The sequence below is a fragment of the Bradyrhizobium sp. 33ap4 genome (assembly GCF_032654765.1).
GTDB lineage: Bacteria > Pseudomonadota > Alphaproteobacteria > Rhizobiales > Xanthobacteraceae > Bradyrhizobium > Bradyrhizobium australafricanum.
In genome coordinates, this window is record NZ_JAUMTJ010000017.1 from 86,107 (window position 1) to 101,042 (window position 14,936).

Below are 14,936 nucleotides of genomic sequence, written 5' to 3' on the forward strand. Positions count from 1 at the left end.
GCGGCACGAACCCCGGATTACGCGGAGCCTGTCATCGGGCGCGCGTTCGCGCGACCCGTTGGCTCCATCCGGGCTACAATTCTGACTGGTTGCATCACTGTAGCCCGCATGAGCGCAGCGATATGCGGGGCTGCTGTTCCCGGATATCGCTTCGCTCATCCGGGCTACAATTCTGACTGGTTGCATCACTGTAGCCCGCATGAGCACAGCGATATGCGGGGCAACTGTTCCCGGATGTCGCTTCGCTCATCCGGGCTACAATTCTGACTGGTTACATCACTGTAGCCCGCATGAGCGGAGCGATATGCGGGGCTGCTGTTCTCGGATGTCGCTTCGCTCATCCGGGCTACAATTCTGATTGGTTACATCATCACTGTAGCCCGCATGAGCGGAGCGATATGCGGGGCCACTGTTCCCGGATATCGCTTCGCTCATCCGGGCTACGATTCTGAGATCGCGTCAGGCTTCGCGAGTCCGTCCGACGCTGCTTTGCGCCCGGGCGGGCGCCACCGCACGCCGCGTCGCCGCAAATCCCTCCATCCCGAGCTGCCACTGCAAGCCCACGATCGCGCCCTTGGTCGGCTGCAGCAGCGCGAGCGCGCTGAACAGCGTGAATGGAAGCCAGATCGCCAGTTGCAGCCAGGCCGGCGGCGCGTAGTTCATCTCGAGCCACAGCAGCGCCGGCACCACGACGTGGCCGACCACGACGATCACGAGATAGGCCGGGAAATCGTCCGCGCGCTGCGGGGTGAAGTCCTCGCTGCAGACTTCACAGTGATCGGCGACCTTGAGGAAACGGCCGAACAGATGGCCACGCCCGCAGTTCGGGCACTTCATGGTGAAGCCGCGCCACATCGCCTTTGGCAGGGAAACCGTCTCGGTCATCGTCGTTTTCCTTTCGCCGTCGTCCTTGACCTGATCTGGAAAATCCATACAATATGCATTCGAGCACCTACAATCAAAGATAAAGCGTCGAATTGCATGGATTGGATCCCTACAGTTTCGGAATGGCACGGCCCGATGTTTCTGCGCATCGTCGATGCGCTGGCCGCCGACATCGCGAGCGGCCGGCTGGTGCGCGGCCAGCGGCTGCCGACCCATCGCGCGCTGGCGTCAGCGCTCGATATCGATCTGACCACGGTGACTCGCGCCTATGGCGAGGCGCGGCGGCGCGGACTGCTCGACGCCCGTGTCGGCCAGGGTACGTTCGTCTCGGAGACCACCGCGCGCGCCGCGTCCGACCTGCCCGCGCCCGTCAACATCGACCTGTCGATGAACCTGCCGCCGCAGCCGGTCGAGGCCAATCTCGACCTGCGCATCGCGCAGGGACTTGCGACCATCCGCTCCGAAGCCGGGTTCTCCGCCTATCTCGGCTACACGCGTCCGGGCGGCACCACTGCGGAGCGCGAGGCCGGCGCCGCATGGCTCGCGCCGCGCGTGCCGCAGGCCTCGGCCGACCGCATCGTGATCTATCCGGGTTCGCAGGCGATCATCTTCAACACGCTGTTGGCGCTGACATCGCCGGGCGATGTCGTGGTGACGGAGGCGTTGACCTTTCCCGGCATCAAGGCCGCGGCGGCGCGGCTCGACGTCCGCCTGGTCGGGGTTGCGATGGACGCCGAGGGCGCGCGGCCCGAGGCGCTCGACGAGGCCTGCCGCAAGCACAAGCCGAAGGCGGTCTATCTAGTGCCGACGCAGCAAAACCCGACCACGGCGACGATGAGCGCGATCAGACGCAAGGCGGTCGCCGATATCATCAGCAAGCGCGGCTGCGTCCTGATCGAAGACGACGTCTACGGGCCGCTCGAACCGCAAATGGCGCCGATCGCTACGCTCATTCCGGAGCGCACCTACTACGCCGCGAGCATCGCAAAATGCATCGCGCCGGCCCTGCGCGTCGCCTATCTCCTGGCGCCCGATGCCGCCGCCGAGCAGCGCATGCGCGCCGGCATGCAGGCCACCATGCAGATGCCGCCATCGCTGATGGTCGCGCTGGTCACGCAATGGCTGCGTTCCGGCGTCGCCGCCGACATCATCCGCGCCATCCGCAACGAGGCCGCGGCGCGCCAACAGCTCGCGGCCCGCTTCCTCAAAGGCGTCAGCTATGCGGCGCGGCCGGCGAGCCACCATCTCTGGATGCCGCTGCCGAAACATTTCGACGGCACCGACCTGCTGTCGCATCTGATGCGCAACGGTCTCGCCGTGGTCGGCGAAGACGCCTTTGCGGCAGGCGATGCCGCGCCGCGCGGCCTGCGCGTGTCGCTGGGTGCGGCACGCAACCGCGCCGAACTGAGCCAGGCACTGCAGGTGTTGTCGAATGCGGTGCGCACGCCCGTCGGCGCTACCCAAATCGTATAATTCCGGCGATCGCCGGGAATAAACTCGCCCCAAAATGATTATGGTGCGCGGGAGCGCGCGCCGCTAAAACTCTGCGCTCAGGGCATCAGGCAGGGGCAGGCTTTTCAATGTCGTGCGGGTATGATCGGGCAGTCCACCGTGCTGTGCTGTCGCTTCGCGGAGCAGTGACCGCGATCGGTTGTCTTGCAGTTGTCATATCAGGCGCGGCGCGCGCCTCCGATGCCCCTGCCCCGGCGCCGGAAAAACTCGCACGCATCACCGCATTCTTTGACAACGAGGTTGCGACAGGAAAAATTCCGGGCGCAGTCATCCTGATCCAGCAGCACGGCAAGCCGGTCTACCTGAAGACCTTCGGCTATCGCGACGTCACGACCAAGTCGCCGATGCGGCCCGACACGATGTTCGCGCTGCATTCGATGACCAAGCCGATCACCAACACCGCCGCGATGATGCTGGTCGACGAGGGCAAGTTGTCGCCGCAGGATCCGCTGTCGAAATACATCCCGGCCTTCGCCGACGTGAAGGTCGCCATCGAACCGGACGGTGGAAACGATCCGGCCAAGGTTGAGCTGGTGCCGCCGATCCGGCCGGTGACCATTGAAGATGTCATGCGGCACACTTCGGGCATCACCTACGAATATATCGGTGCCGACTGGATCCAGAAGATCTACCGCGCAGGACATCTGTTCGACGGCAAGTTCGACAACGAGGAATTCGTGGCACGGCTGGCCAAGCTGCCGCTGTCGCGACAGCCCGGCACGCTGTGGCGCTACGGCCATTCCACCGACGTGCTCGGCCGGGTGATCGAGATCGTCTCGGGCAAGACGCTCTATCAGTTCGAGAAGGAGCGCCTGTTCGATCCCCTGAAGATGAACGACACCAGATACGTGCTCGATGCGGAGACCGAACGGACAAGGCTCGCCGAGCCGCTGCCCTCGGACACCATCCTGATCGAGGGCGAGAACGACCGGCGCGCGCATCCGGAATGGGAATCCGGCGGCGGCGGCCTGGTATCGACCATCCTCGATTATGCGCGCTTCGCGCAGATGCTGCTCAACGGCGGCGAGCTGGACGGCAAGCGCTATCTCAACCCCGCAGCCTTCAAGACCATGACGACGGACCATATCGGGCCGGGCTCCGGTGTCGGCCGCGACTATTGGTACTTTCCCGGCGACGGCTTCGGCTATGGCTACGGCATCGCCGTGCGCACCGATCCCGGCATTGCCAAGCCACCACCGCCCGGCTCGATCGGCGAGTTGAAATGGGACAGCGGCAGCGGCACCTATTTCGGCGTCGATCCGAAGCTCGACATGATCTACATCATGCTCGAGCAGACCCAGAACGAGCGCCAGCGCATTACGCCCGCGTTCCGCAAGCTGGTCTACGACGCGTTCAGCCCGGATTGAGTTCCCACCGTCGTCGCTTACGCTCCTCGCAATGACGCGGAAACCTTCCCGCCTTACGACTTGCGCCGAACCGGTTCCTGCCTGCGCCGTGCTGCGGCCGCGATCAGGCTCGCGGTGCATTCGTCGCAGACGAACGCACACCCGTCCGTAAACAGGCCGACCCGTGCATCGAGGCCGATCGCATCGTCGTCGACGATCCCATCGATGATGCCACCGCGACACACGCATTGGTGGTGCGACGCCAATTCCCGTTCCATGACGCGCTCTCCAGCCGTCGCAGCTTCCTCTCCCCTGCTTCCCTCGCGCTATATACTATCGTATATATCGCGACGACAAGGCAGGCGGGTGAACAATCCGGTCGGGAACCCTGCAGACAACAACCATCGACCGGAGACGATCGCCAAGAAAATCCTGCCTGGTCCAACCAGGTTCATCGAGGAAACGCGATCATGATAAAAAACAATGGCGCCGCGGGACGTCCGCGCGCAACGGGAGAACTGCTCAAGATCCGCCGCGCATCGCTAGCGGCCATCATCCTTGCGCTCGGTGCGGCCGGCGCAGTGCGCGCCGAAACAGCTGCGGTCGGCGTTCCCGACAAGAGTTTTCCGGAGAGCGTGACCTCGACTTCCGACGGGACGCTCTACGTCGGCAGCTTCAACCATGGCGGCGTGACGAAGATCTCGGGCGGCAAGGCCGAGCAGCTGGTCAAGCCGGGCGCCGCCGACAGCCGCTCGACGCTGGGCGTGCTCGCCGACGAGAAGAGCGGCACGCTCTATGTTTGCTCCAACGACATCAGCGCTATGGGCGTGGCGGGGCCGAGCGACACCAAGGGCGCCTGGCTGAAGACCTTCGATCTCAAGAGCGGCGCGCCGAAGGGCAGCTTTGCCCTGAGCGATCCGAAATCGTTCTGCAACGACATCGTGGTCGGGGCCGACGGCACCGCCTATGTGAGCGATTCCTTTGCGCCGTTCGTTTATAGCCTGAAACCCGGCAGCACGGCGCTGGCGACGTTCGCGACCGATCCGCAGCTCGCGCCCGCCAAGGACGGCGTCGGGCTCGACGGCATCGCGATCGGCGCCGACGGCAATCTTTATGTCACGACATTCATTCCGGCAAAACTGTTCAAGATCGAGATGAAGGACGGCAAGGCGGGCGCGGTGACCGAGTTGAAGCCGTCGCGGCGGCTCGACCACGCCGACGCGTTGCGTGCCCATGGCGGCAGCTTCCTGCTGATCGAGGGCAACGGCAAGCTCGACAAGGTCACGGTGAAGGGCAGCGAGGCTACCATCGACACCATCAAGGATGGCCTCGCCGAGCCGGTCTCGGTGACGCAGGTCGGCGATGTCGGCTGGGTCGCCGAGGGCAAGCTGTCCTACGTGATCGGCGACAACAAGGGCAAGGACCCCGGCCCGTTCAAGCTGACGCCGGTGGCGTTGCCGAAGTAGCGGCGGGCTGGGTTATGCTTCGCAGCAAACTCGGTGTATCTCCCCGGCTTGCGGGGTCGAGACGAGCGAAGCTCCTGTTAGGTCGGGTCGCATCGATAGATGCGATCCGACTCCTCACGGCGTTCGTGCTTAAAGGCCGCGCCGTACTGGATGCCTGTGCGGGGTATGGCACCGGAGAGATGAGAGCCCGCGGCCCCTCCAACACGTCGTCCCTGCCTAGTGCGCATTTGCGCACGGGAGCAGGGACCCATACTCCGCGGCGGACCTTGTTGAAGGAATTCGTCGTTCCAGCATCGCCCAGCAATTGGCATTTGTGGTTATGGGTCCCTGCTTCGCAGGGACGACCATGCCGGCACGATTTCTGAATAATGGAAAAGTACCACTGATTTGCCCGACGAGTCAAGTTGCCGTGTCCGCCGGTTGCCGTGTCCGCCGGCAGCCACCGGCTCCTTTGCATGGGGTTGTTTTCGATATTTTGGCAGTGCGCCCCTGCGTCTCGGCACCGATGCGGTCGCCCCGCCGTCACCACGTCATCCGCTAGATCACATAGAACCCGTGCGTGCCGTCGCGGCGCAGCTGCTCGACGAGGCCGTACTCCCAATCGAGATAGGCCTGCATCGCCTGCTCCGCGACGCCGGTGCCCTCATAGGGTCGCCGGTAGCAGTGCGCGGGATCGGGCCGCGGCACGATGCGCGGCGGGCCGACTTCGAGCCGGCCGTCATAGCCGCCGTCGAGCACATAGACCTCCCAGCCCATCTGCGCGAGCCAGGACGCCGTCATGTCGGCGCGGATGTTTTTGTCGTCGCTCAGCACGATGCGCGCGCCGCGCACGGGCGCGGCCATGTCGATTTCCTGCACCAGCTGGCCGCCGGCATAGTGGCGGAAGCCGGCAAGGTGACCGGTCGTGTATTCCTCGGCATCGCGCACATCGAAGCGATACAGCGTACGGTGTGCGTCCTCGTCCAGCGCAGCGAGTTCATCGATCCCGATGTGACGGACGCCGGCGCGATAGGCGACGTCGCGCGCATTGTCGCCTGCGCCCTCGAACGGACCGATGCCGCCGCGCTTGCCGGCGCCGTGCTCGAGATCGTGCTTCGCCAGCGTCCAGCCGATCGTGCCGTTGCGCAGCGCCCGCACCTTGTTGGGCAGTCCGGCATTGATCAGCGACTGCGTGCCGATGATCGAGCGGGTGCGGCCGGCGCAGTTGACGATGATGGTGGTGTCGGGATCCGGCGCCGCGCCGCCGGCCCGTAGCACCAGCTCGGCGCCGGGCACGCTGACCGAGCCCGGGATGTTCATGGTGGCATATTCGTCGAAGCGACGGACATCGAGGATCGCGATGTTGGCCTTGTCCGAAATCAACGCGGCGACCTCGTCAGCACTCAGCGACGGCGTGTGCCTGCGCGACTCGACCAACTCGCCGAACGCCTTGGCGTAGGAATTGACATCCTCGAACACCTCGTAACCGGCCGCCTTCCAGCCTCCTAAGCCGCCGGCGAGCGCGGCGACATTGCCGTAGCCCAGCGCCATCAACTGCTCCACGGCGGCAGCGACCAGCCCCTCGCCATTGTCATAAAGAACGATCGGCACGTCCTTGCGCGGCAATCGCAGCTCGGCTTCGAGCGCGATCCGGCCGGCCGCCATGTTGGCGGCAAACAGCGGATGGCCGGTGGCGAATTCCGCCTCATGCCTGACGTCGAGCAGCGCGATCTCCCGGCGCAGCAGCAGCGTTGCGCGGATGTCCTGGGGCGTGACGGAAGCAAGTGTCATGGAATGCTGGCCTGACAGAAGAAAACGGCAGGCTTGCTCTAGGCCGAAATCACGTCTCGTCAATAGCTTTAACCGGCCCGCAACCCCGATCTTCACGAGCGGGGGTCCGGGGAACGAAAGCCCGCCATCCCGCTTTGCTCAACCGGGATGCACTTGCTACGTTCCCAATCGGCCCCGTTGGCGCCCGATCAGGCCTTCCGGACAAGAGAAGGTAGCGGGGCCAGCCCGAAGTTCTGGGAGGATGACCATGAGATCCGTCGGAAATGAACCCTTGTCGCGTCACGCCCTCGCCTTCGTGCTGGCCGGCGGACGCGGCAGCAGACTTCAGGAGCTCACCGACAAACGCGCCAAGCCCGCGGTCTATTTCGGCGGCAAGTCGCGCATCATCGATTTCGCGCTATCCAATGCGGTGAATTCGGGCATCCGCCGCATCGCGGTGGCGACCCAGTACAAGGCGCACAGCCTGATCCGGCATCTGCAAGGCGGCTGGAACTTCTTCCGGCCGGAGCGAAACGAGAGTTTCGACATCCTGCCCGCAAGCCAGCGCGTCTCCGAAACGATGTGGTATGTCGGCACGGCCGACGCGGTCTACCAGAACATCGACATCCTCGAAGCGCACGGCACCAAGTACATCCTGGTGCTCGCCGGCGACCACGTCTACAAGATGGATTATGAGATCATGCTGAAGCAGCATGTCGAAAGCGGCGCCGATGTCACGGTCGGCTGCCTTGAAATGCCGCGGGCTGAATCCAGCGCCTTCGGCATCATGCATATCGACGAGACCGGCCTGATCCAGTCCTTCCTCGAGAAACCCGCCGATCCGCCACCGATGCCCGGCAAGCCCGACAAGTCGCTGGCCAGCATGGGCATCTATGTCTTCAATTCGGAATTCCTGTTCGACGAGTTGCGCCGCGATGCCGTTGACCCGAACTCGGCCCACGATTTCGGCAAGGACATCATCCCCTATATCGTGAAGCACGGCCGGGCGATCGCGCATCAGTTCAACGATTCCTGCGTCCGCTCCGGCGACGATCCCCGCTCCTACTGGCGCGATGCCGGCACCGTCGATGCCTACTGGGGCGCCAATATCGATCTCACCGACGTGGTGCCCGAGCTCGACCTCTACGATCGATCATGGCCGATCTGGACCTATGCCGAGATCACCCCGCCCGCCAAGTTCGTGCATGACGAGGACGGACGACGCGGCCAGGCGGTGACCTCACTGGTCTCGGGTGCCTGCATCATCTCGGGCGCGTCGCTGCGCCGCTCCTTGCTGTTCACCGGCGTGCACGTCAATTCCTACGCCAATATCGAGAATGCGGTGATCATGCCCTATGTCAATGTCGGCCGCGGAGCACGGCTCCGAAACGTCGTGATCGATCGCGGGGTGAGGATTCCGGAAGGGCTCGTGGTCGGCGAGGATCCCGAATTCGACGGCAAGCGCTTCCGCACCACCGAGAGCGGCATCACGCTGATCACGCAGTCGATGATCGACAGGCTGGGGACATGACGCCCATCCGCGTCCTCGCAGTCGCCTCTGAAGTCTACCCGATCGTCAAGACCGGCGGCCTTGCCGACGTGGTCGGCGCGCTGCCGGCGGCGCTGAAGCAGCACGGCGTCACGACGCGGACGCTGGTGCCCGGCTATCCCGACGTGCTCAAGGCGCTGGCTTCGGCGGAGACGCTGCTGCACCGGCCGGAATTCTACGGCGGGCCGATCCGCGTGCTGGGCGGCACGCATGATGGCCTCGATCTGTTCGCGCTCGACGCGCCGCATCTCTATGCGCGGCCCGGCAATCCCTATGTCGGCCCGGACGGACGCGACTGGCCGGACAACGGCATCCGCTTTGCCGCGCTGTCGCGGATGGCGGCGGAGATCGGCCAGGGCGCGATCACCTCCTTCGTCCCCGACATCGTGCATGCGCATGACTGGCAGGCGGGCCTCGCACCCGCCCTCCTGCATTATGCCGGGCAACCGCGGCCCGGCACGGTGATGACCGTGCACAACCTCGCCTATCAGGGCCAGTTCTCGCCGGACATGCTTGCCGCGTTCGGCCTGCCGGGCGAATCCTACGCGCTCCATGGCGTCGAATATTACGGCACCATCAGCCTGTTGAAGGCCGGCCTGCAATTCGCCGACCGCATCACCACGGTGTCGCCGACCTATGCGCGGGAGATTCAAAGCGACGAGGGCGGCATGGGGCTCGGCGGCCTCCTGCGCGAACGCGCCGCTGTGCTGAGCGGCATCCTCAACGGCATCGACATATCGGTGTGGAATCCGGCCACCGATCCCGACATCGCGGCACGCTTCAGCGCCGAGCAGCCGGCGGAGCGCGCGGTGAACAAGGGAGCGCTGCAGCGGCGCTTCGGGCTTGATCCCACGCCGGATGCGATGCTGCTCGGCGTCATCAGCCGGCTGTCATGGCAGAAGGGCCTCGACCTGCTGCTCGAGAACATTCCGACGCTGCTCGGCGAAGGCATTCAGCTTGCGCTGCTCGGCAGCGGCGATCGCGACCTGCAGGATCGCTACGCCGCGCTGGCGCGCGACAATCCCGGACGGATCGCGGTCGTGATCGGTTACGACGAGGCGCTGGCGCATCTGATCCAGGCCGGCGCGGACGCGCTCGCGGTGCCGTCGCGCTTCGAGCCGTGCGGCCTCACCCAGCTGTGCGCGCTGCGCTACGGCGCGGTCCCTGTTGTCGCCAATGTCGGCGGCCTTGCCGACACCGTGCTCGACTTCGACGAAGTCGCGATCACCGGCGATGCGCCGACCGGCGTCAAGTTCGCACCCGTCACCTCGGATGCGCTCGCCCACGGCTTGCGCAAGGCAAACCTGCTGTTCAACGACAAGGTGACATGGTGCCGGCTGCAGCAGGCCGGCATGGCCACCGATGTCTCCTGGCACAATCGCGCCGGCCGCTACGCCGCGCTCTATCGCGAGCTCGCGACGACGCGGCGCTAAGCCGCCGCGATCAGTTCAGCAGATCGCAGGACGCGATGCGGTTGATGTCGGCGAGGCGCCGGTCGGGATTTCCCTTGAGATCAAGGCTTGCGACGAGATCGAGCAGCCGGCCATAGGCGCGGTCGGCGACCGCGACCGGCAGCGGCTCCTCGTCGAAGGTTTCGACGTAGTTGCCGACGAGTCCGCTCAGCAGCCGGCAAACGCCGCGTTGCTCCGGGTCGTCCTTGCTCAGAATCTCGAGTTTTTGCTGGAAGGTCCTGAAGGTTCGCAACCCATGGGGCTGTTGCGAAAGCCAATTGTGCAAATCAGGATACAGATCGGTCATATCAGCCTCTTCAAAATGGAGAAGAAGCTACCGGCTTATACAGCTCATCACGGTTCCGCGCCATCGCGATTTTTGCATGCATCCTCTGCCCTGCCGCGCAGGCCGTGTCATTGGACTGGCACGTCCTGCGATTAAAGTCGCGCGAGGGCCGGCAAGATCCTGTAGCGCGCGATCTCGTGCGGATAGTCGCCGCGATTGGCGAGCAGCACGATGCCGAGCCTGCGCGCCGGCACCAGGCCGACATAGGCTGAGGCGTTATTGAGACCGCCCGGCTTGTCGATCACGGTGATGCCGTCCAGCCGCACATGCTCCCATGCCATCGCCTGGCCGAACTTTTCGTCGACGCGAAAACTCTCCCGCTCGGTCATCTGCAACGCTGCGCGCAATTCGGGATCGATCACCGCGCCGTCGAGGCAGGCGCCCAGCAATATGCCGAGATCGCGCGCCGATGAGAACATCTGGCCGGTGCCTGGAAAATCGTAATAGCGCTGCTGATTGCCCGGCGGACCGATCGCCGTGCCGTCGTGGGAGTAGCCCTGAACCACGCGCTGCATCAGCTCGGGCGCCATCCTCGCGCGGTTGTCCTCGCTGCGGTCCGGAACGAAGGTCGACGTCATTCCGAGCGGATTGAGGATGCGGCTCCCGATCAACGTCGCGATCGGCATCTCATAGCGCCGCTCCAGCACCAGCTGCAGCAGGACATAGCCGGCATGGCTGTAGATGCGCTGCTTGCCCGGCTGCTCTCCTGCCGGCGGCGTCCACGCGTTGAGCATCGCGATGAACTGATCACGGCTGAAGGTCCCGACCGGCCATGGCGGATGATCGGTCGGCAGCAGCAGCCCCGACGTATGATTGACGAGTTCGCCGATGGTGACGCGGCTGACGTAGTCGCCGTTGAGCTCGGGCAGATACTTGCCGACCGGATCGTCCAGCCGCAATTCGCCGCGCTCGGTGCCGAGCGCGACCAGCGTCGCCTCGAACAGCTTGCGCAACGAGGCAAGGTTGAACAGCGTGTCCGGGGTGACCGGCCGCTTCGCTGAGTCATCAGCGAAACCGTAGTTGAAGAACGCGACCCGGCCCCCGGCGTAGACCGCCGCGGCGAGGCCGCCCGGGTCGGTCGCGGTCGCGGTCGGCGCGAGTTCCGTCGTGACGATGTCCCTGATCTGCGCGTCCATGTCGGAATCCGCGCGCGCTACCCCAAGCACGCTACCAGCGACCACGAACAGGACGGCCGCGATCCAGACGGTGAGCCATTGTCTCATGAAGAACGAAATCGGCACGATGTTGCGATGCGACCTGCAGACAATCTGTTCACCATCGATAGATGGCGACATCACGATCCTAGCGGTGGAACCCAAGCGTCCGAATTCACGATTGCGCGTCTTGCGCCGTTACCCGCCCGGCTGGGGACGGGGCGGCCCGATCGCTGTTCCGGTGGTCACTTCCGGAAGCCGCGATCGCGACCGCCCTCCCACTCCAGCCACGGTGCGGGAACTGCAATCGAACTAAAAAATGCGGGACGTCTGAAAATGACGGGAGTGGGCTTCGACGAAAAGGCAAGATCGGCGCTTACCGATCGGGCCAAGGATATTTCTGACTTCGTCACATTCCGCTCCCAACCGGGGACGTTTCTTCCTAGCAACAATTCGTCAATCGAAGGTTGCATAAGCCGATCGGATTCGATTTTCAAGACACGGTCATCCGCGACGTTTTGTCTTGTTCCAGATGCCGGATGCGCGCGATGCCTCGTTAAACATCGATTAACCATCGATCGCGCCGCGCGAGCCTATGTGGCGCGCAAGCGGACGATCGACCGCGGCAACGACGCCAACAGCAGCACGAGACAGACGCAAAGCAGCACGATGTCTTTGAACAGGAACTCGCCGGCCAGGTTCCAGCCCATCGGATCGGTCGACAGGCTCCATTTGACCACCCCCGGCGTCGTGAAGAAGAACGACCACGTCACCGCAAAGGTGATGACGCCCATCAGCGAGCCGATCGCCGAGAGAAGCGGGCTGAACGCGCCGGCGGCGAGCAGCGCCGCAATGCCGAACTCGGCGACGCCGAGCACGTAGGCCTCGCCGCGGAGGCCGAACACCGACAGCCACGAGATGAACGGGCTGTTGCTGATGAACTGCGCGATGCCTTGCGCCGATTGCAGCGTGAACTTCTGCATGCCGAACGACACGAAGATCACGACCATAACCCAGCGCAGGATCGCGAGCGCTCGATAAGACCCCTCGCCCTGTTCGGCGATGTTGAACGACAGATTCATGCGGTTGTTTCTTCCCTCGCTGCGATGCCATCATCGGCCGCTGTTGCGGCGTTCGTGGCAAAACTACGCAGCGTGCCGCGCGTGCGTTACGCGCGGGACAACGTCTCGGCCTTCACGATGATGTGCAGACGAGATGAGGAATAATCGCTGCGAGAGATGTCTTCGGCGCGAAGCCGCAGTGCGCGCCGCGTCGGCCTCACGCGCGCTGGCGCAGCGGCCGCGCGGCGTTCTTTGCCGGCACCGGCATGGTGAAGCCGTACAGGAACAGGTCCACCACCATGTCGGCGAACTCCCCTGGATCGATCCCGCCCTTCGGATCGTACCAGGTGTGGCTGAAGTTCAGGATGCCGAACAGCATCATGCTGTAGATCTTCTTGGTCCGCTTGACGATCTTGCCTTCCTTGTCGAGCTTGACCAGCAGATCCGAGACCGTGTCGACCAGCTGGCGCTCCAGCGCCTTGATCGCATCCTGCTCGGTCTCGCCGAGGAACGAGAGGTCGTTGAGGATCACGCGCTGCTCGTCGCTCGAACGCGCATTCAGCGCGACGATGGCCTGGATCGCGGCGCGGAACTGCTCCAGCGTCGTCGCCTTTTCGGCCATCGCGGCTTCGACGTCCGCGATCATCTCGCGGATATGGGCGTCGAGGATCGCGAACAGGATCGCTTCCTTGGAATCGAAATAATGGTACAGCGCGCCGCGCGACAGCTTGCAGGCATCCGCAAGGTCGGCGATCGAGGCACGCATGTAGCCCTGCCGCGCGAACAGGCCGCAGGCAGTGGTGAGAATGTTCCGCTGAATCTCGTCGTAATTCTCTGAGCGCGTCCGCGCCATTGCCGTCTCTCTCATGCACCATCGGCGCCGCCGGAATCGGGCGACTGCCTCTCTCTATACTACCGCAGCCCTAGGCTCTCCTCCCCTTTGCGGGCACCATCCACCAGAACTCTTCGATCGCCCGTGCGACGAGCGACCTGCGTCAAAAAATAATTTGAACGACCGGTCGGATTATAATAGACTGCCTTCCATCAAGCAAGCGGATTGCGCACGCCGGGAGCAACCCGGCGGCATCGCGGGAGGTTGCGCGTGGATTCTCAGAGGATCGATGCTGTCGTGATCGGAGCCGGTGCCGGCGGGCTGTGTGCCGCGGCGCGTCTCGCCCATGGCGGGCTGCATACGCTCGTCGTCGACGACAAGGACCGGCTCGGCGGGCGCGCCTCGACCGAGGAGATCGATGGCTTCAAGGTCAATATCGGGGCGATCGCGATCGAGTTCGGTGGCGTGTTCGAGGAAACCTTCCACACCGTCGGCGCCCCGCTCGACATCCGCGCGCCGGAGCCCGCGAGCTCGTTCTTCATCGACGGCAAGGTGATCGATGTCGGCCGCGGCGGCTGGTCGCTGCTGCTCGGGCAACTGACCAAGCAGGCCTCGCGCATCCTGGAGAAATTCGCCGACGCCCGCTCCGGCAACCTGCCCGACGGGCGGCAATCGACCGAGGACTGGCTGAAGGGCTACACCAGCAACGCCACCGTACACGCGCTGTTCCGCAATCTTTGCGCGGCGATCTTCGCCTGCAACGCCGCCGAGCTGCCGGCCCGCGCCTTCCTCACTTATTTCACCAGCAAGGGCGCCTTCAAGAAATTCGGCTTCTGCCCGCAGGGCACGATCGGGGTCTGGAACAGCCTGGGCAGCGCGATCAGGCGCAACGGCGACATCTGGCTGGAAACGCCGGCGACCACGATCCACACATCAGACGGCCGCGTCGAAGGCGTCACCGTTCTGCGCAATGGTGAACTGGTGCGGATCGACACCGATCTCGTCATCAGCAATGCCGGGCCAAAGGCCACCGTCGCGCTCGCCGGCAGCGAGGCGTTCCCGGCGGATTATATCACCAGGGTGAAGAACGACCTTCGCCCGGCCGCCAACATCGTCATCAATGTCGCGAGCCGCGAGCCGCTGATCGGTCATCCCGGCATCGTCACCTTCGGCAAGACGCGCCGGCTCTGCAACATGGCCAACCTCTCCGCTACCTGTCCGGAATTGGCGCCGCCCGGCTGGCACCTCTATGTCGCCTATGCCGTGCCGGTACCCGCGCTCGGTGACTTTGACTCCGATGCAGAAGTCCAGCTCGCGCTCGAGGATCTGCGCGAGCAGTTCGCGAATTTCGACCAGGCAAAAATCCTGTCGATCCGGGTGATGCGCGACGACTGGCCGGCACAACGCAGCTGCGCCGGCTACGATTTGCCGCGCGAGACCGGTATCGAGGGCCTGTGGTGCGTCGGCGACGCGGTGAAGCAATATGGCAATGGCGGCACGCAGGCCTGCGCCGAGACCGCCAAGCTCGTCACCGATGCGATCCTCGCCGCGCGCCCTCGCCGGTCAGCAGGCGGGGTCTGAACGC

The 14,936-nt window shown here is 64.5% G+C and carries 14 protein-coding genes; 7 read left to right on the plus strand and 7 right to left on the minus strand.

Annotated features, from left to right (window positions below; translation table 11 throughout):
* Positions 1 to 459: 459 nt before the first annotated feature.
* Entirely contained in the window at positions 460 to 933 is a 474-nt protein-coding gene (locus Q2M23_RS15265; protein ID WP_316396014.1) for a DUF983 domain-containing protein, read from the minus strand.
* 87 nt (positions 934 to 1,020) lie between these two features.
* Here Q2M23_RS15265 and Q2M23_RS15270 point away from each other — a divergent pair, with 87 nt between their 5' ends.
* The gene (locus Q2M23_RS15270) at positions 1,021 to 2,358 is read left to right on the plus strand and encodes a PLP-dependent aminotransferase family protein (RefSeq protein WP_316396015.1); all 1,338 of its coding nucleotides are present in this window, start codon (positions 1,021 to 1,023) and stop codon (positions 2,356 to 2,358) included.
* A 107-nt stretch (positions 2,359 to 2,465) separates the two neighbouring features.
* Positions 2,466 to 3,764, plus strand: a complete 1,299-nt coding sequence (locus Q2M23_RS15275) for a serine hydrolase domain-containing protein (protein WP_410469730.1) — start codon at positions 2,466 to 2,468, stop codon at positions 3,762 to 3,764.
* 53 nt (positions 3,765 to 3,817) lie between these two features.
* Here Q2M23_RS15275 and Q2M23_RS15280 read toward each other — a convergent pair whose 3' ends face one another.
* Entirely contained in the window at positions 3,818 to 4,021 is a 204-nt protein-coding gene (locus Q2M23_RS15280) for a hypothetical protein (protein ID WP_168859118.1), read from the minus strand.
* A 192-nt stretch (positions 4,022 to 4,213) separates the two neighbouring features.
* On the opposite strand from Q2M23_RS15280, the gene Q2M23_RS15285 reads away from it, so the two are divergent.
* Positions 4,214 to 5,209, plus strand: coding sequence for a hypothetical protein (locus Q2M23_RS15285; protein WP_253640470.1), 996 nt, complete (start codon positions 4,214 to 4,216; stop codon positions 5,207 to 5,209).
* Between the two features lie 537 nt (positions 5,210 to 5,746).
* On the opposite strand, the gene Q2M23_RS15290 is transcribed toward Q2M23_RS15285, so the two are convergent.
* The gene (locus Q2M23_RS15290) at positions 5,747 to 6,979 is read right to left on the minus strand and encodes a rhodanese-like domain-containing protein (RefSeq protein WP_316396017.1); all 1,233 of its coding nucleotides are present in this window, start codon (positions 6,977 to 6,979) and stop codon (positions 5,747 to 5,749) included.
* A gap of 247 nt (positions 6,980 to 7,226) precedes the next feature.
* Here Q2M23_RS15290 and glgC point away from each other — a divergent pair, with 247 nt between their 5' ends.
* Together glgC and glgA are read left to right on the plus strand one after the other, a co-directional pair.
* Complete coding sequence (glgC, locus tag Q2M23_RS15295; protein ID WP_057018901.1) at positions 7,227 to 8,489, plus strand: glucose-1-phosphate adenylyltransferase; 1,263 nt, start codon at positions 7,227 to 7,229, stop codon at positions 8,487 to 8,489.
* Positions 8,486 to 9,940 carry a glycogen synthase GlgA gene (glgA, locus tag Q2M23_RS15300; protein ID WP_316396018.1) on the plus strand — a complete coding sequence of 485 codons (1,455 nt, stop codon included), beginning with the start codon at positions 8,486 to 8,488 and terminating at the stop codon, positions 9,938 to 9,940. The genes glgC and glgA overlap by 4 nt, the downstream gene beginning before the upstream one ends.
* 10 nt (positions 9,941 to 9,950) lie before the next feature.
* On the opposite strand, the gene Q2M23_RS15305 is transcribed toward glgA, so the two are convergent.
* Both Q2M23_RS15305 and Q2M23_RS15310 read right to left on the minus strand, forming a co-directional pair.
* Positions 9,951 to 10,265: a hypothetical protein gene (locus Q2M23_RS15305; RefSeq protein WP_057018843.1), complete on the minus strand. Its 315-nt coding sequence runs from the start codon at positions 10,263 to 10,265 to the stop codon at positions 9,951 to 9,953.
* 131 nt (positions 10,266 to 10,396) lie between these two features.
* On the minus strand, positions 10,397 to 11,527 hold the full coding sequence (locus Q2M23_RS15310) for a serine hydrolase (protein ID WP_316396019.1): 1,131 nt from the start codon (positions 11,525 to 11,527) through the stop codon (positions 10,397 to 10,399).
* Between Q2M23_RS15310 and Q2M23_RS15315 the strand changes: the two genes are divergently transcribed.
* Positions 11,526 to 11,774, plus strand: coding sequence for a hypothetical protein (locus tag Q2M23_RS15315; protein WP_316396020.1), 249 nt, complete (start codon positions 11,526 to 11,528; stop codon positions 11,772 to 11,774). The two genes, Q2M23_RS15310 and Q2M23_RS15315, sit on opposite strands and share 2 nt — an antisense overlap.
* Positions 11,775 to 12,051: 277 nt before the next feature.
* Here Q2M23_RS15315 and Q2M23_RS15320 read toward each other — a convergent pair whose 3' ends face one another.
* Together Q2M23_RS15320 and Q2M23_RS15325 are read right to left on the minus strand one after the other, a co-directional pair.
* Positions 12,052 to 12,540: a DUF417 family protein gene (locus tag Q2M23_RS15320; RefSeq protein WP_229190951.1), complete on the minus strand. Its 489-nt coding sequence runs from the start codon at positions 12,538 to 12,540 to the stop codon at positions 12,052 to 12,054.
* A gap of 196 nt (positions 12,541 to 12,736) precedes the next feature.
* The gene (locus Q2M23_RS15325; protein ID WP_076829047.1) at positions 12,737 to 13,372 is read right to left on the minus strand and encodes a TetR/AcrR family transcriptional regulator; all 636 of its coding nucleotides are present in this window, start codon (positions 13,370 to 13,372) and stop codon (positions 12,737 to 12,739) included.
* 249 nt (positions 13,373 to 13,621) lie between these two features.
* Here Q2M23_RS15325 and Q2M23_RS15330 point away from each other — a divergent pair, with 249 nt between their 5' ends.
* Entirely contained in the window at positions 13,622 to 14,932 is a 1,311-nt protein-coding gene (locus Q2M23_RS15330) for a phytoene desaturase family protein (RefSeq protein ID WP_316396021.1), read from the plus strand.
* The last annotated feature ends 4 nt before the right edge of the window (positions 14,933 to 14,936 follow it).